Origin of the sequence: Desertibacillus haloalkaliphilus, assembly GCF_019039105.1 — a bacterium.
Taxonomy (GTDB): domain Bacteria; phylum Bacillota; class Bacilli; order Bacillales; family KJ1-10-99; genus Desertibacillus; species Desertibacillus haloalkaliphilus.
On record NZ_JAHPIV010000001.1, the window covers coordinates 198,965 to 221,402 of the forward strand.

Annotated in this window: 19 protein-coding genes; 3 read left to right on the forward strand and 16 right to left on the reverse strand. The window is 40.8% G+C overall.

Annotation, left to right across the window (positions count from 1 at the left end):
* Positions 1-324: 324 nt before the first annotated feature.
* From hflC to KH400_RS00960, 8 genes are all read right to left on the reverse strand, one after another.
* Positions 325-1,257: a protease modulator HflC gene (hflC, locus tag KH400_RS00925; protein ID WP_217221303.1), complete on the reverse strand. Its 933-nt coding sequence runs from the start codon at positions 1,255-1,257 to the stop codon at positions 325-327.
* Positions 1,258-2,211 carry an FtsH protease activity modulator HflK gene (gene hflK, locus KH400_RS00930; RefSeq protein WP_217221304.1) on the reverse strand — a complete coding sequence of 318 codons (954 nt, stop codon included), beginning with the start codon at positions 2,209-2,211 and terminating at the stop codon, positions 1,258-1,260.
* 146 nt (positions 2,212-2,357) lie between these two features.
* Positions 2,358-3,782 carry a two-component system histidine kinase PnpS gene (pnpS, locus tag KH400_RS00935; RefSeq protein ID WP_217221305.1) on the reverse strand — a complete coding sequence of 475 codons (1,425 nt, stop codon included), beginning with the start codon at positions 3,780-3,782 and terminating at the stop codon, positions 2,358-2,360.
* A complete protein-coding gene (locus tag KH400_RS00940; protein ID WP_217221544.1) occupies positions 3,775-4,494 on the reverse strand; it encodes a response regulator transcription factor in 720 nt (239 codons plus the stop codon). The genes pnpS and KH400_RS00940 overlap by 8 nt, the downstream gene beginning before the upstream one ends.
* A 159-nt stretch (positions 4,495-4,653) precedes the next feature.
* A complete protein-coding gene (mdh, locus tag KH400_RS00945) occupies positions 4,654-5,598 on the reverse strand; it encodes a malate dehydrogenase (RefSeq protein ID WP_217221306.1) in 945 nt (314 codons plus the stop codon).
* Positions 5,599-5,634: 36 nt separating this feature from the next.
* Positions 5,635-6,903, reverse strand: a complete 1,269-nt coding sequence (gene icd / locus KH400_RS00950) for an NADP-dependent isocitrate dehydrogenase (RefSeq protein ID WP_217221307.1) — start codon at positions 6,901-6,903, stop codon at positions 5,635-5,637.
* Positions 6,904-7,006: 103 nt separating this feature from the next.
* Positions 7,007-8,122 (reverse strand): citrate synthase, encoded by a 1,116-nt coding sequence (gene citZ / locus KH400_RS00955; RefSeq protein ID WP_217221308.1) that lies wholly within the window; start codon positions 8,120-8,122, stop codon positions 7,007-7,009.
* Between the two features lie 225 nt (positions 8,123-8,347).
* A complete protein-coding gene (locus KH400_RS00960) occupies positions 8,348-8,821 on the reverse strand; it encodes a DUF441 domain-containing protein (RefSeq protein ID WP_246589109.1) in 474 nt (157 codons plus the stop codon).
* A gap of 223 nt (positions 8,822-9,044) precedes the next feature.
* Between KH400_RS00960 and ytvI the strand changes: the two genes are divergently transcribed.
* Positions 9,045-10,157 (forward strand): sporulation integral membrane protein YtvI, encoded by a 1,113-nt coding sequence (gene ytvI / locus KH400_RS00965; RefSeq protein ID WP_246589110.1) that lies wholly within the window; start codon positions 9,045-9,047, stop codon positions 10,155-10,157.
* Between the two features lie 53 nt (positions 10,158-10,210).
* Here the strand turns inward: ytvI and KH400_RS00970 are convergent, their stop codons facing one another.
* From KH400_RS00970 to dnaE, 8 genes are all read right to left on the reverse strand, one after another.
* Positions 10,211-10,606, reverse strand: a complete 396-nt coding sequence (locus tag KH400_RS00970) for an FxsA family protein (RefSeq protein WP_217221309.1) — start codon at positions 10,604-10,606, stop codon at positions 10,211-10,213.
* Positions 10,607-10,667: 61 nt separating this feature from the next.
* The gene (gene pyk, locus KH400_RS00975) at positions 10,668-12,422 is read right to left on the reverse strand and encodes a pyruvate kinase (protein WP_217221310.1); all 1,755 of its coding nucleotides are present in this window, start codon (positions 12,420-12,422) and stop codon (positions 10,668-10,670) included.
* Positions 12,423-12,449: 27 nt separating this feature from the next.
* Positions 12,450-13,409: a 6-phosphofructokinase gene (gene pfkA / locus KH400_RS00980; RefSeq protein WP_217221311.1), complete on the reverse strand. Its 960-nt coding sequence runs from the start codon at positions 13,407-13,409 to the stop codon at positions 12,450-12,452.
* A 118-nt stretch (positions 13,410-13,527) separates the two neighbouring features.
* Entirely contained in the window at positions 13,528-14,505 is a 978-nt protein-coding gene (gene accA / locus KH400_RS00985; protein ID WP_217221312.1) for an acetyl-CoA carboxylase carboxyl transferase subunit alpha, read from the reverse strand.
* Positions 14,506-14,530: 25 nt separating this feature from the next.
* Complete coding sequence (accD, locus tag KH400_RS00990) at positions 14,531-15,373, reverse strand: acetyl-CoA carboxylase, carboxyltransferase subunit beta (RefSeq protein ID WP_217221313.1); 843 nt, start codon at positions 15,371-15,373, stop codon at positions 14,531-14,533.
* A gap of 152 nt (positions 15,374-15,525) precedes the next feature.
* The gene (locus KH400_RS00995) at positions 15,526-16,191 is read right to left on the reverse strand and encodes a FadR/GntR family transcriptional regulator (protein WP_217221314.1); all 666 of its coding nucleotides are present in this window, start codon (positions 16,189-16,191) and stop codon (positions 15,526-15,528) included.
* A gap of 21 nt (positions 16,192-16,212) precedes the next feature.
* A complete protein-coding gene (ystJ, locus tag KH400_RS01000; protein WP_281418617.1) occupies positions 16,213-17,448 on the reverse strand; it encodes an NADP-dependent malic enzyme in 1,236 nt (411 codons plus the stop codon).
* Between the two features lie 110 nt (positions 17,449-17,558).
* Positions 17,559-20,906, reverse strand: a complete 3,348-nt coding sequence (dnaE, locus tag KH400_RS01005; protein ID WP_217221315.1) for a DNA polymerase III subunit alpha — start codon at positions 20,904-20,906, stop codon at positions 17,559-17,561.
* Positions 20,907-21,480: 574 nt separating this feature from the next.
* On the opposite strand from dnaE, the gene ytrH reads away from it, so the two are divergent.
* Together ytrH and ytrI are read left to right on the forward strand one after the other, a co-directional pair.
* Positions 21,481-21,816, forward strand: coding sequence for a sporulation membrane protein YtrH (ytrH, locus tag KH400_RS01010; RefSeq protein WP_217221316.1), 336 nt, complete (start codon positions 21,481-21,483; stop codon positions 21,814-21,816).
* Positions 21,813-22,316: a sporulation membrane protein YtrI gene (ytrI, locus tag KH400_RS01015; RefSeq protein WP_217221317.1), complete on the forward strand. Its 504-nt coding sequence runs from the start codon at positions 21,813-21,815 to the stop codon at positions 22,314-22,316. Before ytrH ends, ytrI begins: the two co-directional genes overlap by 4 nt.
* The last annotated feature ends 122 nt before the right edge of the window (positions 22,317-22,438 follow it).

The window sequence follows — 22,438 nt, forward strand, 5'->3', positions numbered from 1 at the left end:
CTGCAGCTAGACCATATAGAAATGCGCAAGGCGCCCGCTTCAATTGACGGACCGAAGTGACCTCGAGACGATGGCGCCTGCAGCTAGACCATATAGAAATGCGCAAGGCGCCCGTTTATCGGCGACCAGCACTGGAGGGCCGGCAATTTGAAGCGCTTTTTTGCTTCAATTGACGGACCGAAGTGACCTCGAGACGATGGCGCCTGCAGCTAGACCAAAAAAAGCTAGGACAAAAGGTAAACAGCCTTTTGTCCCAGCCTCGATTTTACTAGCTTTGTCCCGAGTCCTTCTTGGACAGTCCAATTCATTTGCAAAGGTGAGGTGTTAATCTACATACCCCATAAGGATACGTGCATATGGTGAATCTGACGGTAAGACGATAACCGTTTCGCCATCAATGGTTTCTTCATATGTTTGCAGCGTACGATACAAATTATAAAACTCTGGGTCTTTTCCAAATGCTTCATTATAGATTTGGGCCGCACGTGCTTCCCCTTCACCGATAATCTCATTTGCATCAGCTGTTGCTGTTGCTTCGATTTCTTGTACTTCACGATCGGTATTCGCACGGATTCGGTTCGCTTCCGCATCCCCTTGCGATAAATAATCCTGTGCCGTCGATTGCCGCTCTGAAATCATTCGACGATAAACCGCTTGCTCGTTCTCTTCTGGTAAATCTGTTCGTTTCATTCGAACATCTGTTAATGAAACACCATAATTATCTCGGGCTAACAACTCATTCACTTGCTCAAGGACACGCTCATTAAAGTTTCCACGTGCTGATTTTTCCTCATTAATAATTTCATCATAGTCTAATTGCCCTAACTCAGCTCGAATCACAGAAAAAATAAAATTCGCCATGATCGATTCTGCATTTTGCAACGAACGGGCATTGGAAATCATTAAACGCGGGTCATCGACTTTCCATACCGCATAATTATCAACTAGCATTCGCTTTTTATCACGTGTATTAATCTCAGCAGGAGTCACATCATAAACCATTTGATACTTTGGAATTGAGGTGACTGATTGGATAAACGGAATTTTATAGCTTAAGCCAGGTTCCTCTTCAATTCGAACAACCTCACCGAATTGTCGAACAACTTTGTATTCACCTTGCTCTACAATAAAGAGGTTACTGATGATCGTTGCTACAATGGCAATAATAATAACAAGAACAATCCCAGCACGAATGTAAGGTTTCCACTCGTCTCCTGATCGACGTTCATTGATATCAACAATGTTATCATCACTCATTTAATTCGCACCCCCATCAGTCGCTCCAGCATTTCTTTCGAGCGGTCGTATCGGTAAATAACTTACCGTATCATTATTGCTATCCATAATATAGATTTCGGTTCCTGGTAGAACGCGCTCTAACGTTTCGAGAACAAGGCGCTGGCGTGTCACTTCTGGGCTAGCAATATATTCGTCATACAACGCCTCAAACATAGCGACATCCCCGCGCGCTCGTTCAATACGTTCGGCTCGTGTCCCCTGTGCCCGAGACATAATCGCATCTTTTTCCCCTTCTGCTTCATTAATTAACTGATTTCGATATCGCTCCGCTTCATTAATCTTCGTCAGACGCTCTTCACGCGCATCGGTCACCTCTGTAAATGCACGGCGAACCTCTTCAGTTGGCAATTCTACATCTTGCAGTTTAACATCCATAATTGTGATCCCAATCTCATAGGTATCAATGAGCTCGGTTAACCCCTCACGAACACTTGCCTCAATTTCTGGACGCTGATCTGTTAAGGCATCATCAATTCCTGAACTTCCGATCACACTCCTCAGTGAGGCCGAGGTTGCATTGTACAACACTTCTGTCGGTTGGTTTGTATTAAATAAGTATTGTTCCGGATTCGTGATCCGCCACTGAACAACGAGATCTGCGAATAAGATATTTTCATCACCTGTAATCATTTTCGCTTCATCTGTGTATGACGTCACCTCACCATCGCTTTCATCATAACCAACGCGCAAGCTAAATGTTTCTCGCGAAAGAACTTCAACCTTTTGAATCGGCCAAGGTAATTTAAAATGCAGTCCTGGTTCACTCACTTCCTCATCAACTTTACCAAATGTAATTAGTGCTGCTTGTTCTGATTCATCGACTGTATACCAACCGGTTACTAAAAATAAACCGAGAATGGCCACACCGATTAATGCAACAAACCCAATAATGATTTGCTTGATGCTTACCATCTATTTCCCTCCTTAAATCCTTCCATCTCTATGTACGTTTAGATAGAGCAGTATGTTTCAAAAACTTTTATTCTAACACTCTTTAATTATAGTATAGTTTATTTCCAAAACATAGGAATAATTAACAAAAATGGTAAGAGGGAACCTCATTTGTCTTGATGTTGCTGCTTTTGAAAACTGATACTAAATGTTGTTCCATTCCCTAACTCACTTTCAACATCAATTTTGGCCTGATGAGCTTCTACTAAGTGTTTGACGATCGCTAACCCAAGTCCCGTTCCGCCAGAGTTGCGGCTACGGGCACGGTCGACACGATAAAATCGTTCAAAAATTCGTGGCAATTCCGTATTGCTAATACCAATCCCAGTGTCAGTCACGGTTAGCACTACATCACTTGCCACTTCATGAACAGAGACATGAATCTTTCCTTCTGACGGTGTGTACATAATACTGTTATTAACTAAATTAATGACAATTTGTTTTATACGAGTTGGATCGCCATCAATAACAGCATTGCCCTCATACGTGTGTGTTAGCTCAATGTTTTTCTCTTTAGCTTTGGCCTCTAATAAAAGGACAGCGTCCTTGACGATGGTAATTACATTTGTTTTCTGAAATTCCAGCTTAAAGTAGTCTTGTTCAATTCTGGACAACTCAAGTAAATCCTGTATTAAATTTTGAAGCCGTTCACTTTCTTTCAAAATAATTGTAATAAATTGCTCACGAACATCCTTCTGGTGGATCGCACCATCTATTAACGTTTCAGAAAACCCTTTAATCGAGGTTACCGGCGTCTTTAACTCATGTGAGACGTTTGCTACAAAGTCTCGACGAACTTGTTCTAATTTTTTCAACTCGGTTATATCATGGAAAACAAGTACGAGACCACGAAGTCGGGAATCGTCACCAACAACCGGAGCGCCATATACTTCCACATGGCGAACCTCTATGTGCGAGGTCAATTCCACTTGTTTGCGACATTTCTCCTCAGTCATAAAAATATCTTGAACCATTTTTATAATTTCTTTTTGTTTGATCACTTTATAATAAAGTTGATTCACCCATTGGTCTGTTTTTTCTGAAAACATCTCCTTACAAGAGCGGTTCATTAACGTAATGTCACCTCGCACATTGATAAACAATAAACCACTTCCCATGTTCTCAATTAACGTTTCTAACTCTGCTTGTTGCGACTGATGACTTTTAGTGATCTGGCCTAAATTTTGTGCTAACACATTGATCGATTGACTTAACTGTCCAACCTCATCATTTTTCCATTCATGGATTCTTGCCTTAAAATCCCCTTTCGCTAATTGTTGAGCCACCGTCTTCGTCTCTTCAATCGGCTCGATCATTTGTTTAAAGATTTTCACACAAAGTGATGAAATGACGAGAAACGCAAACGTAAAACTACTAATAATGACAACCCACAGCAGTTGCTCGCTATAGAGAGATGCTTCATTAATATAAAAATCGTTAACAATTAGCCCAATAATTAGCCCTAGTGCTACTAATACTAGAAAAATCACTGTTAAGAAGGCAATAATCAAACGATTTCCAAATTTATTCATCTCGTTTTGGCTCCTCGAGTTTATATCCTAATCCACGAATCGTTTTAATATAGATTGGTTTCCTTGTATTAGGCTCTATTTTTTCTCGTAAATGACTTATATGGACATCAACAATTCTTGTATCACCAACAAACTCATAATTCCAAACCGCATTTAATAGTTGATCTCTTGTTAACACTTTCCCTTTATATGTAGCAAGGTAAAGTAATAACTCAAATTCCTTTGGGGTTAATTCTAACGGTTCATTCTTAAGTAACACTTCAAAGTTTTCAGGATAAATCGTCACATCTCCAAATGTAAATGTCGTTGTTTTCGGTTTTTCTGGTACTGGAGCTTGTTGAGTATGTCCGACTCTTCGTAAAATTGCTCTCACTCTCGCAACAACTTCCCGCGGACTAAATGGTTTTGTCATATAATCATCAGCACCTAGCTCTAAGCCGAGTACTTTATCAAATTCATCATCCTTAGCTGTCAGCATTAAAATCGGTGTTAAGACATGATTTTGCCTCATTTGTTTACATACTTCTAACCCATCCATTTCAGGAATCATCAAATCTAAGATCGCCAAATCAAAACCTTGTGTCTGTGCAAGTTCGAGTGCAGTCACTCCATCAGAAGCCGTTACAACTTCATAGCCTTCTTTTTCTAAATTAAAGGTTAGCAACGTAACAATGGACTCTTCATCATCAACAACTAATAATCTTTTTGTCATCATATTCACCTGCTTTTTCTATTTATAATTCTCCCTTGAACTTATCTTTTTTATTATATCAAATCAACATGGCTATGCTAGAAAATGGGAACCTTTACTAGAATAAAAGCCAAACTGAAAAAAGAAGAAAGGTACGCTGACCTTCCTTCTTTCTTTCCTTTATTCTTTTGGTAAAGCTTCCATTACACTCCGAACGGAAGCGACAGATTTGTCTAAAGCCGCTTTTTCATCATCAGTTAATTCTAACTCAATGACTTTTTCAATTCCGTCTCCACCTAGAATAGTTGGGACACCAAGATATAAATCTTTATATCCATATTCACCTTCTAGGTAAGCAATGGTCGGTAGAACGCGCTTTTTATCTTTGATAATTGCTTCTACCATTTGTGTAAGTGAAGCTGCTGGAGCGTAGTAAGCACTTCCGTTTCCAAGAAGACCAACAATTTCGCCCCCACCTTTACGAGTGCGCTCAACGATTTCATCAAGACGCTCTTGTGGAATTAATTTTTCAAGTGGAATACCGCCTGCATATGAATAACGTACGAGTGGTACCATGTCATCACCGTGTCCACCAAGAACAAACCCAGTAATATCTTCAACGGAAAGGTTCAATTCTTGTGAAATAAACGTACGGAAACGAGCTGTATCTAACACACCAGATTGACCGATTACACGGTTTTTCGAAAAACCAGACTCTTTATAAACCGCATATGTCATCGCATCAGCTGGATTAGTCAATACGATAATGTAACAATCTGGAGAGTGCTTGACGACTTCTTTTGTTACAGACTTCATAATACCAGCATTTGTGCTCACAAGGTCATCACGGCTCATGCCCGGCTTGCGCGCAATTCCAGCTGTTATAACAACAACATCAGAACCAGCTGTGTCTTCATAGTTAGCTGTTCCAATTATGTTAGCATCCACACCTTGAACTGGGGTAGATTCTAACATATCTAAGGCTTTCCCTTTCGTTGGGTCTTCCATTTGTGGAATATCAACTAGTACGACATCTCCTAGTTCCTTTTGCGCAACCATTAGTGCCGTCGTAGCACCTGTAAAACCACCGCCAATAACCGAGATTTTTCTACGTTTAATAGCCATGCGTTTCCACTCCTTTCAATCGTTGTTCATTCCATATTAAAGGTTCTTGATTAACTCATCTGCAAACTCAGAACACTTCACTTCTGTTGCACCGTCCATGAGACGTGCAAAGTCATAAGTAACAACTTTACTTGCAATCGTCTTGTCCATTGAAGCCATAACCTTATCTGCAGCCTCATGCCAACCAAGGTGACGAAGCATTAATTCACCAGATAATAGAACTGATGATGGGTTCACTTTATCAAGACCTGCATATTTAGGTGCAGTTCCATGTGTAGCTTCAAAGATAGCATGTCCGCTTTCATAGTTGATGTTCGCCCCTGGAGCGATACCTATACCACCTACTTGAGCAGCTAATGCATCAGAAATGTAATCACCATTTAGATTCATTGTTGCAACAACATCAAACTCAGCAGGACGAGTTAAGATTTGTTGTAAGAAGATATCAGCAATCGCATCTTTAACGATGATTTTCCCTGCAGCTTCCGCTTCATCTTGTGCTTTATTCGCTGCATCTTTTCCTTCTTTTTCAACGATTTCATCATATTGAGCCCACGTAAATACTTTATCTCCGTATTCTCTTTCCGCAAGTTCATAACCCCAGTTCTTGAAGGCACCTTCTGTAAATTTCATGATATTCCCTTTATGAACTAATGTTACGCTCTTACGGCCTTCATCGATTGCATACTGAATCGCAGCACGAACAAGACGCTCAGTACCCTCTTTTGATACTGGTTTAACCCCGATACCAGATGTTTCAGGGAAACGGATATTTGTCGCTCCCATTTCATTTTGAAGGAAGTCGATTAATTTCTTTACTTCTTCAGAACCTTCTTTAAACTCAATCCCCGCATAGATATCTTCTGTATTTTCACGGAAAATAACCATGTCAGTATCTTCTGGACGTTTAACAGGAGAAGGTACACCTGTGAAATAACGTACTGGACGCAGACAAGTAAATAGATCTAGTTTTTGACGTAAGGCAACGTTTAATGAACGAATACCTCCACCAATTGGAGTTGTTAAAGGTCCTTTAATTGCAATTAAATATTCACGAATTGCTTCTAGTGATTCTTCTGGTAACCATTCGCCTGTTTGGTTATATGCCTTTTCCCCTACTAAGATTTCTTTCCATTCGATTTGCTTTTCACCGTTATACGCCTTCTCAACCGCAGCATCAATAACACGTGAAGCAGCAGCCCAAATGTCAGGACCGATCCCATCTCCTTCAATGTAAGGAATCACTGGTTTATTCGGTACATCTAGTTTCCCATTATTAACCTGAATTTTTTCTCCATTTGCCATAACTAATTACCTCCCTACTAAAATTACGTACGACAACGATATGCTCGTCTATCGTTACGATTTATATGTACAAGGAGGGAAAATCCCTCCTAGCTACCACTAATTATCGTTGGTCGATTGGCACATATACTTGCTTTTCTGGACCAACGTACTCTGCGCGAGGACGGATTAAGCGGTTGTTGCTATACTGTTCTAAAATATGTGCTAACCATCCTGATACACGACTCATTGCAAAAATTGGTGTGAATAAATCATGTTTAATACCAAGACTATGGTATACGGAAGCAGAGTAAAAATCAACATTTGGCAATAGACCTTTCTCGCTAGTCACCATGTTATCAACTTTCGTTGACATCTCATACCATTTTGTTTCACCGGTAATTGTCGTTAATTGTTTAGACATTTCTTTTAAATGCTTCGCACGAGGGTCTCCATTTTTATAAACTCTATGGCCAAATCCCATAATTTTCTCTTTGTTATCTAGAGCTTTGCGGATATATGGTTCAACGTTATCCACGTCACCAATTTCCATCAGTGTTGCCATTACAGCTTCATTTGCACCACCGTGTAATGGTCCTTTTAACGCTCCGATCGCTGCTGTAACCCCGGAATAGACATCCGATAATGTTGCTACACACACACGAGCAGTAAATGTTGAGGCGTTCAACTCGTGATCTGCATGAAGTACGAGCGCTTTATTGATTGCATTTTCTGAAATTTCGTCAGGCTCCTTATCGTTTAGCATGTAAAGAAAGTTCGCAGAAAAGCTTAAATCTTTACGAGGTGATACAGGCTCTTTCCCTTCTCGAATTCGAGAAAACGCAGCAATGATTGTTGGCACCTTCGCCTGTAGACGAATTGCTTTCTGACGATTTGCCTCTTCACTCATATCATCAGCAGCTTCATCATATAACCCTAAGCTTGAAACTGCTGTACGAAGAGCAGCCATCGGATGTACTTTCTCGATCGGATACGCTTTCATTTGTTCGAAAATTTCTTGAGGCACTTCTGCATTTTCAGCAAGCTGTTGTGTCAGCTCAGTAAGCTCAGCTTGTTTCGGAAGTCTCCCATTCCAAAGCAAGAAGATTACCTCTTCAAAGCTTGCATTGTTAGCCAAATCATCAATATTATAGCCTTGATACGTTAAAACGTTATCAATAATAGAACTTACACTTGACGTTGTTGCAACAATCCCTTCGAGACCACGAGTTGTACTCATTTCAACCTCTCCTTTACCCTAATTTACTTTAGCTCCCACAGCAACATTTGTGAAAACTATTATGCAAACAATCTTTCATTAACGCTATGTAGGAAGGAAGTCTTTCAATCAACTTAATTATAAACATTTTTTAAAGTTTTGTGAACGTTTTCCTGAAAATCTTTGTTGTATTTCTAAAAATTAGATAAGTTATATTTTTCAGAAAATAATTTAGAAGGATGAGAGTTATCCCCCCATCGATCCGAAAAACTCAACGACTCTCATTGCTAAATATGCGATACCCGCGCCAATTAGTGGACCAACTGCAACTCCATTAAATAAAGCTACCGCTAATATCGTACCAAATACTAACGCCGCAGTAATATGAGGGTCATTTTGCAATAATTCAATCCCGTTTGAGGCAATTAACGCAACAAGTATTCCCGAGCCAAGTGCAATCCACGCATATGAAGATTTAACTGCCTCGGTTAATTGTTTAAAGCCAATTTCACCAGTTACAATCGGGACTAGCACTGCAATCGTAATCACTGTTACTCCCCAATTAATTCCTTTTTGTTGAATAAGAGGGAATAATTTATCGCCAATTCCAATCCATTTGATTACTAATAAGGCCATAACAGCAACCATTAAAGATTGATTTTTCACAATCAAGCTGATTGCTAGTAAGACAAACATAAATAGTGTTGCTTGTGATATCAAGTTAACTGTCCATCCTTCCTCATAGGCAATCCCTTTTATAGAATACCATATTTTTTATCGATTAGCTATGTTTTGTATTAGGTGATAATCCACGCCTATTATAGTACAGACTCCTTACACACATATCCTTTGCTGTACAAGCATAAACATGAATATTGGAATCGTACATGTGCATCACCGTCTCGATCAACGGACACTTTTTAGGTTGAGGAGGTACAAAGAATTGAACCACCATATCCTCACATTAAGCATGAGGCTAATCATTGTCGTTGGTACAGTGATTGTCGTTATTACCGGAGGCTACTTTCTTGCAAGTATCACATACCCTTTTATCATTGGCTTTATTGTTGCATTTCTCATGAATCCGTTTGTTAATTTTTTGGAAGGTCGCTTGCAAATCCCACGGGTTTTAGCTGTTATTATTACTCTCTGCCTTCTCTTTGCTGTCGTTACAGCGATGGTAACGTTACTCGTTGCAGAAATCATTTCAGGATCAAATTATTTAGCACAGTCTGTTCCCAATCACTTTCAAACATTAGTGCACTACCTTGAGACATTTTTTGTCGCCGAAATCTTACCGATCTATCATCAGTTTTTAAGTTTATTTAACACGTTAGACATTGGTCAAAAAACGACTGTCATGAATTATATCCAATCGTTTAGTTCACAGATTGCTACAAATGTAAGCAACTGGATTCAACAAGTCTTAACTGGATTATCAGATCTGTTACTCTCTTTACCAAACCTGGCAACGGTTTTAATTTTTTCGTTTTTAGCAACATTTTTTATAAGTAAAGATTGGTACAGGTTGACAAGTATGATCGAAAAAACGACGCCTAAAAAAGTGGTGAAAAGCTTCAAACATGTATTGTATGATCTAAAACAAGCCTTTTTTGGTTTTATGCTCGCACAATTAACTCTGATTTCAATGACATGTATGATCGTGTTGATTGGTTTGTTTATCCTAAAAGTGGAGTACCCTGTCACCGTCGCACTCCTGATAGCGATTGTTGACCTTATTCCTTATTTAGGAACAGGGCTGATTTTTTTACCGTGGATGATTTATACATTCTTTTCAGGGCAATTGCCGTTAACGATTGGACTTGCCACCTTATATGCAATTGTTTTACTTCAACGGCAGTTAATGGAGCCGAAAATTCTGGCTCAAAACATTGGAATTGATCCGCTCGCTACTTTAGTTTCATTATTTGCTGGCTTCCAACTCTTCGGATTCCTTGGGCTACTCATTGGTCCAACCGTTCTTATTCTCATTCGAACCTTGCACCGCGCTAATGTTTTTATTGATCTAAAAAATTTTGTAATCGGAAAAAAATAAGGGCCCTCTTAAGCCGTTGAAGCTAAAAGGGTCCTTACTTTTTTTATATGAAGTTACCGCCTTGTAATAAAGACAAAGTTGCCATTTTTGATCATCTTCTCGAACAGTTTTTGCAAAAAGGCTTTAACAATCGCTCTTGTTTGCGGAACGAGTAAGAAAAATCCAAACAAGTCCGTGATAAATCCTGGAGTCAATAATACGACGCCACCTATTAGTATGCAAATTCCGTCTAGAATCATGCCACTTGGAATTTGTCCTTGCTGTGCTTGCACTTGCGCTAATTGAATCGCTTGCATCCCTTCTCGTTTGGCGAGCCACGCCCCTAATACACCAGTGAGAATAATTAACAGCACTGTTGGCCAAATCCCGATTAAGTTTCCTGAAAGAATTAACACACCAACTTCTGTTGCCGGTACGATAATTATCAATAATAAGAGAATACGTCCCATGAACTCTTTCCCCTTTTAGAAAAAAGAGAAGGAGATACATCTCCTTCTCTTTTTTTATTCATTATAAAACACTTGCTTGTCCTCTGTAAATATGGCCACGTGAGCTATCAACAGTCACCTGTTCACCATTAGAGAATGTTTCTGTCGCAGTCGTTACACCTACAATGACAGGTACACTAAGGTTTAGACCGACAACAGCTGCATGAGACGTTAAACCGCCTTCTTCTGTAATGACCGCTGCTGCCTTCTCAAAAGCAGGGACCATTTCACGATCCGTGCCAGGTGTAACTAGGATCGCACCTTCAACCATTTTCTCATTTGCTTCTTGTGCATCTTTGGCAACAATAACTTTACCTGTCGCTGTTTTACGGCCGATTCCTTGACCTTTTGCAGCGACTTCGCCAATCACATGCACTTTCATGATATTAGTTGTTCCTGTTTCACCGACAGGTACACCAGCAGTAATTACAACAAGATCCCCGTGGTTCACCATATTTGACTGTAGGGATGTTTGTACTGTGACTTCTAACATTTCATCCGTTGACGTCGCGGTATGTCCTTGTAAAGGCATCACACCCCATACAAGCGCTAACTTACGAATTACCTTTTCCTGACTCGTTACCGCAATAATCGGTGAGCGCGGGCGATATTTTGCAACCACACGGGCCGTATAACCACTTTCCGTTGCTGTTAAAATCGCTGCTGCTTGAAGGTTGAATGCGGCATGGCTAACAGATTGACTGATCGCACTCGTAATTGATGTTTGACTCTCTTTGACGCGTTGATTTAACATCTGTTCATAATTAAGTGCTGTTTCTGTCTTTTTAGCAATGTTACTCATCGTTTGGACCGCTTCAACTGGATAGTCACCAGCCGCTGTCTCACCCGATAGCATAATTGCATCTGTGCCGTCAAAAATCGCATTGGCTACATCACTTGCTTCCGCCCTTGTAGGACGCGGATTACGCTGCATCGAATCGAGCATTTGTGTAGCTGTAATCACCGGTTTCGCGACCTCATTGCATCGTTTAATTAACATCTTTTGCACAAGCGGTACTTCTTCGGCTGGAATTTCAACACCAAGGTCACCACGTGCCACCATTAACCCGTCAGAAACTTCAAGAATTTCTTCGATATTATCGACACCTTCTTGGTTTTCGATCTTTGGAATAATATGGATATCTTCAGCGTTATGTTTTTCTAATAGCTCACGAATTTCGAGTACATCAGAAGCACGTCGTACAAATGAAGCGGCGATAAAATCAACACCTTGTTCAATCCCAAAACGAATATCATCAGCGTCTTTTTCAGTGATTCCTGGTAAGTTCACACTTACATTTGGAACGTTAACGCCTTTCTTATTTTTAAGCGTACCATTGTTTAAAACTTTTGTTTTCAGCTGGTCGCTTCCGACCTCAGTGACTTCTAGCTCAATGAGCCCATCATCAAGTAAAATTTTAGACCCGACATGAACATCATTGACTAGGCCTGGATAAGTAATCGAAATTTGGTTTTCATTTCCAACTACTTCATTCATTGAAACAATAAGATCTTGTCCTTGTTTAAGCTCTGCTGAACCACCTTCAAGGGTTTGAGTTCGAATTTCAGGGCCTTTCGTATCAAGAAGAATGGCAACGGTCTTCCCTACTTCTTCTGCTGCTTCACGAATGCTCTTAATGCGAGCACCATGCTCTTCAAAGTCTCCATGGGAAAAGTTTAAACGCGCCACATTCATACCGGATTCAATCAGTTGCTTTAACTTGTCTTTACTTTCACTCGCTGGGCCAATCGTACATACGATTTTCGTCTTTCTCATGAGTGTCCTCCTCGATCTTCGTAATATTTATATCGATAATTCTTGTGATAATTTATACATTTCACTGTCAATTTCATGCTTTTGCGAAAGTGCATCTGCAATGTCATGATAAACAAGTTTGTTGCTTTGAATACCAACCGTTTTACCTGCTTTTCCTTCTAATAAAAGTTCTACCGCCTTGGCGCCAAGTCGACTTGCAAGCACACGATCAACCCCAGTTGGAGATCCACCACGCTGAATATGCCCTAGTACGGTCACGCGTGTTTCAAAATCTGTTGCTTCTTGTATCTTTCGGCCGATATCAATACCACTGCCAACACCTTCAGCAACAAGTATAATACTGTGTTTTTTACCACGATTGCTCCCGCGCTGCAATCTTTTTACAATATCTTCCATTTGATAATCTTCTTCTGGAATGAGAATTGATTCAGCACCGTCTGCAAGACCTGCCCAAAGAGCGAGGTCACCAGCATCTCGTCCCATCACCTCAACAACATATGTACGTTCATGGGAGGTAGCCGTATCACGAATTTTATCAATCGCATCAATGACCGTATTTAGAGCGGTATCAAATCCAATTGTAAAATCAGTCCCCGGAATGTCATTATCGATTGTACCTGGTACACCGATTGTCGGGAAGCCGTGCTCTGTCAGTTTCTCCGCACCGCGGAATGAACCATCTCCACCAATAACAACTAACCCTTCGATACCAAATTTATTTAGCTGCTCAATCGCTTTCTTTTGGCCTTCTTCGGTCTGAAACTCTTTACACCTCGCCGTATATAACATCGTTCCGCCCCGATGGATAATATCGCCGACAGAACCGATTTCAAGCTTTTGAATGTCTCCAGAAATGAGTCCAGCATAACCGTAATAAATCCCATACACCTCAACATCATGATAAATGGCTTTACGAACAACTGCACGAATGGCTGCATTCATACCTGGAGAGTCTCCTCCACTCGTTAGGACACCAATTCGCTTCATAAGTTATCCTCCTCTACTATAAACTGCAATATTCAAAATACCACGTTCAAATTCGTAAAACAATAGCATTCATCACAAATAGGAAAAGTGCTTCCCTTATTTCAAGAAGCACTTTTCCTTATTTTGCGCCAATGATATCGTTTACAAACGCAAATTGTCCAATATTTTTGTATTTTTTATAACGTGATTCAACGAGCTCCTCTTTTGTCAGCTTTGACAGCTCATCGAGAGACTTTTTAAGAACACTATCAATACTTTTCGCTTGCTCATCTACATCACGATGTGCTCCACCCTTCACTTCGGGTATGATTTCATCGATGACATCCAATTTCTTTAGATCTGGAGCCGTAATTTTCATCGTTTCAGCGGCCTTTTGCGCCAGTGTTGCATCTTTCCAGAGGAGAGCGGCAGCGCCTTCTGGAGAAATAACTGAATATGTAGAATTTTCAAGCATGTGAATGTGGTTTCCAACACCAAGTGCTAATGCACCACCACTTCCACCTTCTCCTATGACAACACAAACAACCGGAACCGTAAGACCAGCCATTTCTAATAAATTCTTAGCAATCGCTTCACTTTGTCCGCGCTCTTCAGCTGCCATCCCTGGATAGGCCCCTTTAGTATCAATAAAGCAAATGATTGGACGGTCAAACTTTTCTGCTTGTTTCATTAAGCGTAATGCTTTACGGTATCCTTCGGGATGAGGCATTCCGAAATTACGTCTAATGTTTTCTTTGGTATCTTTTCCACGTTGATGGCCAATCACAGTGACTGGTGTACCATTATACTTGGCAATACCGGCAACAATCGCCTCATCATCACCATAGAAACGATCCCCATGCATCTCAAGGAAATCCGTAAACAGACGGTCGATATAATCGAGTGTCGTTGGTCGTTCGCCTTGACGCGCAATCTGCACCCGCTCCCATGGACGCAAGTTTCCATAAACATCCTTTTCAAGCTGCTGTAAGCGGTTCTCAAGCTTTGTAATCTCATCGGTAAGGTCAATATCCTTTTCCTCTGTAAATGCCTTTAATTCGGCAATCTTATCTCGTAATTCAATAATTGGTTTTTCAAATTCTAGTTCTCCTGGCATCTTGTTCACCTCCTACACTAAAACATTATTGATGAATATCTAATATCGTCGTTAATGTATCCTTCATTTCCGCACGTGGTATCACGCGGTCTAGTTGTCCATGCTTAAGTAAAAATTCTGCTGTTTGAAAGTCATCTGGCAACTCTTGACGGATCGTTTGCTCGATAATACGACGTCCCGCAAAACCAATTAACGCACCTGGTTCGGCAAAATTATAATCACCAAGGGAGGCAAAACTAGCAGATACCCCGCCTGTTGTCGGGTGTGTCATGATTGAAATAAATAACCCACCGTGGTTGCTTAACTTCTTTAAGGCTGCACTCGTTTTCGCCATTTGCATTAAACTAAGAACACCCTCCTGCATTCTAGCACCGCCAGAGGCTGAAAATAAAATAAACGGCATGTTATTTTCGATCGCCCGCTCAATCGCTCGTGCAATTTTCTCACCAACAACTGAACCCATGCTTCCCATCCGAAACCGTGAATCCATAACCCCAATGACAGCAGAGTAACCATTGAGCGTCCCTTCACCTGTTACAATCGCTTCATTTAGGTTCGTTTTTTCACGGTCCTTTTCGAGTTTCTCTTCATAGGTTGGAAACTCTAATGGATCGCGTGCAATCATACCTTGATCATATTCTATAAATGTACCCTCATCAAATAAACTATCGATTCGTTCATATGCCGTCATCCGGTGGTGGTAGCCACAAGAATCACAAACGAGCAAATTCTTTTTCAACTCTTTTGTATACATGATCGAACGACAAGATGGACATTTGCTCATTAGCCCTTCTGGAACTTCCTGTTTTGCCCGTTCAGAAGGTATCGTTGCATACTTTTTCTTTTTCGAAAAAAAGTCTTTTAACACAATCACACCTCTTAACTTTCGTTATATGAACTCTTGAATTTGCTAACAACAAAAAACGGTTCAGACAACCGTCTAAAATTATACCTTATCTTATCACAAGCATCTGCAACGCTTCAATCGGTTGCCACTTACGAACGTACAAGAAATTACGCTCAAAATCGACTATTTTCTAAATGGTATTCAAGCGAATTCAATGCCCTGCTTTTATCACCCGCCACTAATGCTTCATAAATCTCTTCGTGCTCTGCAATTGAAATCAGTGGTCTGCCTTCACGTTGCAGGGACGCTTTAATCGCCACTTTATTGTATTCAACTAACGGGATCCATAAATGAAGAAGCAATTGATTTTGCGACGACTCTACAATTGTTTTATGAAATAAATAGTCTTCTTCGACCGGAAAATCACCGTGACCCCACTCTTGCTTTGACCGTTTAATCAATGATCGGAGCTCCTCTAATTGTCCAGGTTTGATACGATCACAAGCCAAACGCAGAGCCTCTAATTCAACGATCTTCCTCGTTTCCGATAAGTCTTTACGCGCCTTTTCATCGGTCAGGATAAAGGATAGGATGACATCCACTAAACGATAGCTCCCACCTTTTTTAATAAACGTTCCTTCACCGCGTCTTGTTTCAATCAAATCTAAAAGCTCTAACGCCCTGAGTCCCTCCCGAACAGACGAACGTCCCACCTGAAGACGATCGCTTAGCTCTCGTTCAGATGGGAGTTTGTCACCACTTTTTAGCTGGTCATTATGAATGATTTGATTGATTTCTTTGATGATTTCAATATAGACTTTATCTGGTTTTGACGACATTTGTCGCTCAACACCTTCTCTCTACTCTTCAATAATTGCCAATTTTCTTGTTTTTTCAGCAACTTGTTGTGGATCAACCGTTTTACGAGCAACTCCTGTTTCCATGGCTGCTTTTGCAACAGCCGCTGCAACAGCAGGTGCCACCTCAGGATCAAACGGAGCAGGAATAACAAAGTCTTCCGAAAGTTTGTTCTCAGTGACTAAATCTGCAATGGCGTACACAGCAGCCACCTTCATTTCTTCGTTAATATGTGTCGCATGTGCGTCAAGTGCTCCTCGGAAAATCCCTGGGAAAGCAAGTACGTTATTCACTTGGTTCGGGAAGTCCGAACGTCCTGTTCCGATCACTTTTGCTCCTGCAGCCTTAGCGTCCTTGGGCATAATTTCTGGATCAGGATTAGCCATCGCAAAAATAATTGGATCATCATTCATGCTTTCGATCATTTCTTTTGTTAGCGCACCTGCAACAGATACACCAATAAATACGTCGGCACCCTCAATCACATCACCTAATTCACCTTCTAGACGATCACGGTTCGTTACAGCTGCCATTTCTGCTTTAATGTCATTCATTCCATACGGACGATCTGCATAGATGGCGCCTTTTGAGTCACATAAAATAATGTTTTGAACGCCCATGCTTCGCAGTAATTTGATAATTGCAACTCCTGCAGCACCAGCACCATTAGCAACAACTTTAATTTCTGACATTGATTTTCCTGTTAACTTAAGTGCGTTAATGAGTCCTGCTAACGTTACAATCGCTGTTCCATGTTGATCATCATGAAACACTGGAATATTCGTTTCACGCTTAAGACGCTCTTCAATCTCAAAGCAGTTAGGTGCGGCAATGTCTTCTAAGTTAACCCCACCGAACGTCGGCTCAAGCAGCTTAACCGTTTCAACGATTTTATCAACATCTGTTGTATCTAAACAAATCGGAAAGGCATCAACACCTGCAAATGATTTAAATAGAACAGATTTTCCTTCCATAACTGGAAGAGCTGCTTCTGGTCCAATATTTCCGAGCCCTAACACGGCTGTTCCATCAGATACAACAGCAACCATGTTACCCTTCATCGTATATTCGTAAACATTTTGTTTATCCTCAAAAATCTCCTTACAAGGTTCAGCAACTCCGGGTGAATATGCTAGGCTTAAATCACTAGCATTTCGTACTGGAATTTTTGATTTTGATTCTAATTTCCCTCGGTTCACGCGATGCATATGTAGTGCTTCTTCTCTTGTCGTTGACAACAGAGTCACTCTCCTTCTTCATTCGGTTTAGTATATCTTTACAATGGTGATTGGTCTGACCACCCATAAACTTCTTTTATTATAACAAATCACTGATAGCTGTACACCCTTTATCCCCTATTTAAAACAACATTTTTTTCCCCCAAAAGCCTCTGTAACTGTTCCAGACAAGCCGCTGTTCCACTGACACGATAATCGTCCGACAAACGTCGTAGTTGACGATCATGATCATAGTAGAGTACAACCTCAATCGTGCCTGGAAATTGTTTTAACGTCTTCTGTACGTTTAGTAAAATTCCTTCCTGTTCATGTCTAGGTTCAATCTTTAAAAACAAGCGCTCAGGCTTTGCTGATAACTGTGACACTGCACCAACTTTTTCGGCAAAGAACTTCAATGCTTGCCCTTGCTGTTCACGTTTACCTTCAATAAAGACAAGTTCCCCTTTCTTGATCACATTTCGATACGCCTGATAGCTTCGCGGAAAGATGACAACCTCAAGCTCCGCAGACTCATCACTGACCACGGCAAATGCCATTTCTTCTCCCTTTTTCGTATTAATTTTCTTCAGTTGATCAATGAGCCCTGCAATACGTTGGGTAGATCGCCCTGTTTGTTGTTTTACAGCTGCGATCGTGCTACGGGAATAAGAAGCAAGAATTTCCTCATATTCACTAATTGGGTGACCTGATAGATAAAATCCAAGAACCGATTTTTCATAGTCTAGCATTTCAATATGTTGAAAGGGCGGGACATCAATATATATTGGCTTGTCATCATCTGAGCGAAATAACTCACCTTTGCTTTTTGACTCTTGCTTACGCTGACCGAATTCAATCGCTTCTTCTAGTGTTGCAAGTAACTGTGCCCGGTGGTACCCAAATTCATCAAAGCAACCAGCAATGATCAAGGACTCAAGGGCCCGTCGGTTGACATGCCGCAAGTCAACACGAGTACAGAAGTCAAATAAATCACGGTAAGGAGACGTCCGCTTTTGAATAATTTCTGCAACTGCACGGCTACCAACACCTTTGATCGCAGCTAATCCAAATTGAATCGAGTGTTCCTTGACCATAAATGCCCCTTGACTCCCATTAATCGATGGCGCTACTAGCGGGATCCCCTGTTGTTTTGCTTCAAACACATATTGCGAAATCTTATCATCAAGCCCAATCGCATTCGTTAAAAGCGAACTGTAAAAGGCTAATGGGTAATTGGCTTTCATATATGCAAGCTGATAGGCAATCACACTGTAGGCGACTGCATGACTGCGGTTAAAACCATAATTAGCAAATCGAACAATTAAGTCATAGACAGCCTCAGCCGTTGCCTGTTCGTATCCTTTATTTATTGCTCCTTGAACAAAGTGAACACGTTCCTCTTCAAGAACCTCACGTTTTTTCTTGCTAACCGCACGCCGTAATAAATCGGCCTCCCCTAATGAAAAGCCAGCCATTGTGGCTGCTATCTGCATAATTTGTTCTTGATAAACAATAACCCCATACGTGTCTGCCAAGATCGGCTTAAGGTCAGGATGTGGATACGTCACTTGTCGTCGCCCGTGTTTACCTTCAATGTAATCAGGAATGTGCTCCATTGGACCCGGACGGTAGAGGGCATTAACGGCAACAATATCTTCAAACCGGTTAGGCTTTAGTTTTTGAAGTACACTACGCATCCCTGCTGATTCTAGTTGAAAAACACCCGTCGTCTCTCCTCTACCTAGAAGCTCGAACGTCTTCGGATCATCAAGCGGGAGATCTTGAATGATGACCGTTTCCCCTGTTTGCTGTTCAATCATTGTGACCATTTGTTCTAAAAGAGTTAAATTTTTCAACCCTAAAAAATCCATCTTTACTAATCCTAATTCCTCTAATACATCCATCGGGTACTGCGTTAGACGAACCCGGTCATGTCCACTTTGAAGGGGAACAACTGCTGTCAACGGATCTTGACTAATAACGATCCCTGCTGCATGTGTTGAAGCATGGCGTGGGATGCCTTCAATTTTCGATGCCAATTGAAACAATCGTTTCAATTCCTCAGACCGACTGATCATCTTTTTCAGCTCAACATTCCCTCTGACCGCTTCACTGAGGGTAATCCCCGGGGAACTCGGGATTTGTTTAGCTGCCGAATCGATTAATCGTTGCTCAAGCCCGAGCACACGCCCAACGTCACGCAAGGCCGCTTTAGCTGCCAAGGTACCAAAGGTAATAATTTGAGCGACATGGCTATGTCCATATTTATTGACGACATAATCAATCACTTCCTCACGCCTACGGTCAGGAAAATCGATATCAATATCAGGCATGGAAATTCGCTCAGGATTCAGGAACCTTTCAAACAATAAGCGATAACGAATTGGATCGACGTTCGTAATCTCTAACACATATGCCACTAGTGAGCCTGCCGCAGAACCACGTCCTGGTCCAGTGATCATCCCTTGTTGGTGGGCATAATTCATAAAATCCCAGACGATTAAAAAATAATCAGTATAATTCATGTCATTAATGATGCTAAGTTCGTAGTTAAGTCGTGCCCTAATTTCTTCTGTAATTACCGAATATCGTTTCTTAAGGCCTTGTTCACACAGATGTTGTAAGTATTCTTTGGCACTACCCTCCATAGGAAGCGGATACTTCGGTAACACCTCCTGACCGAATGGAATCGTTACATGACAACGGTCAGCTATTTCACCACTACGTTGACATGCTTCAGGGACGTCTTGTAAATTCTGTTCGATCTCACTCTCTGACATCAAATAATCGAGACTAGCAACTTCCCGGTGTTGATCAGTGACTTGCCTTCCTTCACCAATCGCTAGTAAACATTCATAGGCAACATGATCGCCTTTATCTACATAATGAACATGATTTGAAGCCACGAGCAAACAGTTTGTCCGATTCGACAACGCTGCAAGGTCACTGATCAGTTGTTTTTCGATCGCTGTTTTCGAAGGCTGAATTTCAAGGTAAACATTCTCCTCACCAAAAAGAGACTGATAATTGCTAACACATTCATTAGCTTGTTGAAAGTCACCATTCATCAAGTGCCCTTGTGGTTCACCACCATGAAACGAAGCGAGCGCAATTACGTTCTTTGTAGGTATGAGCTGTTCCTTTTTTAAAGTTGGCTCATGATATTCATTTGTTTGCGCAAGACTTGCAAACTTCATCAATTGCTCATACCCTTGATTATTTTTGGCTAGGAGAACGAGTTTGTGTCTACGGTCTCCTTTCTCCGTTGTCGTCACATCAACTTCAATACCAATGATCGGCTTTATTCCAGCCTCTATACACGCTTTATAAAACGGGACCACACCGTACATGACATTTTGGTCGGTAAGTGCTAGCGCTGAAAAGCCCAACTGCTTCGCTCGAGCAACTAAATCATCAACCCTTGCTGCCGCTTTTAACAAACTATATTCACTATGAACATGTAAATGGACAAACCCCACTTGCATCTTCCCCTTTTTTTCTTCTCTATATTTTATAGATTATGCTTTCTTTTCCTTCTTAATTGTTACCGTTCCACACGAAATGGCTCAGCCATTACCCAAAATCACTTTTCCAGCCACCATTTTCTTGAAAGGCTCTGTTATCGTTGAATGTTGATATTGGGCTCATTTTATGGAAGATATGAATGAAATCCTATGAGAAAATAAATTTTCTCCATGATTTCATTCATATCTTCCAACTTTCAGTCCCTGAAAGGCGTGCGAAACTATGCTTTCGCACGAAATGAGCCCAATATCAACGAGCATCAACACTAAACTTTAACACAGCCTCTTGAAAAATCGATACCACTCCTTGGAGTGCGCTAGCATACAAGGGTGAGTACACTGAAGTGAGAGAGGTCTTTCGTGATGTACTACTTATTAGTATGAAGAGGCTTGGTTATGAAAACAAGCATATCTTCCTGAGAGATTCAATATAAATAGATAAAGAGATAAACCTTCTAGATCGTTCGCATGACTAAGGAGTTTTAAGATGAACTAGCAACCAAACCACTTGTAAGTGAGGTGTTTTTGTATGGACCGAGACTTTATCGCGACCCTTGTCATAGACTTTTTTGTTGCTTTTGGTGTCATTATCGGAGGGGCTTTAATTGGTGGAATTGGTGCGTTTTTAATCGGCAACCCCCCATTAAAAACGATACATGATCTAGCCGCCAGCCTAAAAATCTGGGCACTCGTTGCAGCGATCGGAGGAACATTCGATGCGATTACTAGCTTAGAACGTGGTCTATTTTACGGAACACATGATGATATTTTCAAAACATTATTTATGATCTTCGCTGCCCTTTGTGGTGCTCATACAGGTACAACTCTCATTCAATGGATCACGCAGGAGCATATCGGTCAATGAGGATCCCCCCATATTATCAGCACCCGGGATGGCAACGGTTTCTCGCCGGGGTCGTGATCGGCATGCTTATTGGCTGGTTATTTTTTCTTTATCATTTTGGTCACGTACACGAGAAGCTAGTCATAGAAATAAGGAAGCAACAGATGACAATCGAAAATCAAAAGAAAGATATCGAAACATTGCGCAGTGATCAAAGAAGGTTAAATGAGGAAAATCAGAAGAAACTAACGATCCAGGACATAGAGATCGAATTTACGAACGAGCGCAAATTAAGGTTAAACGAATTAACACTCTATGAACTCAGACAAAAAGCGATTGATGAATTAAACTTTCTAAAAAACAAAGACATCGAAACTGTCGCTGAAACAAAAGATTTAATGATTCGAACGATTGAAAATAAGGTGTTTGAAATTGAAGATAGCCGCTATCAGCTCAATGTGGAGGAGCTTTATTTATTTACAACACTTGAAATGCACATGAAAATAGAACTCGTTAACTAAAAGAAATGGTATAAAAATAAATATTATTTTTGAATTTTGTTAAAAATAAACTCATTCGCATTCATTTTCCGTTATAATATAAGGAAGTTGATTACTGATCCATATGGCTTTATAATCCATCT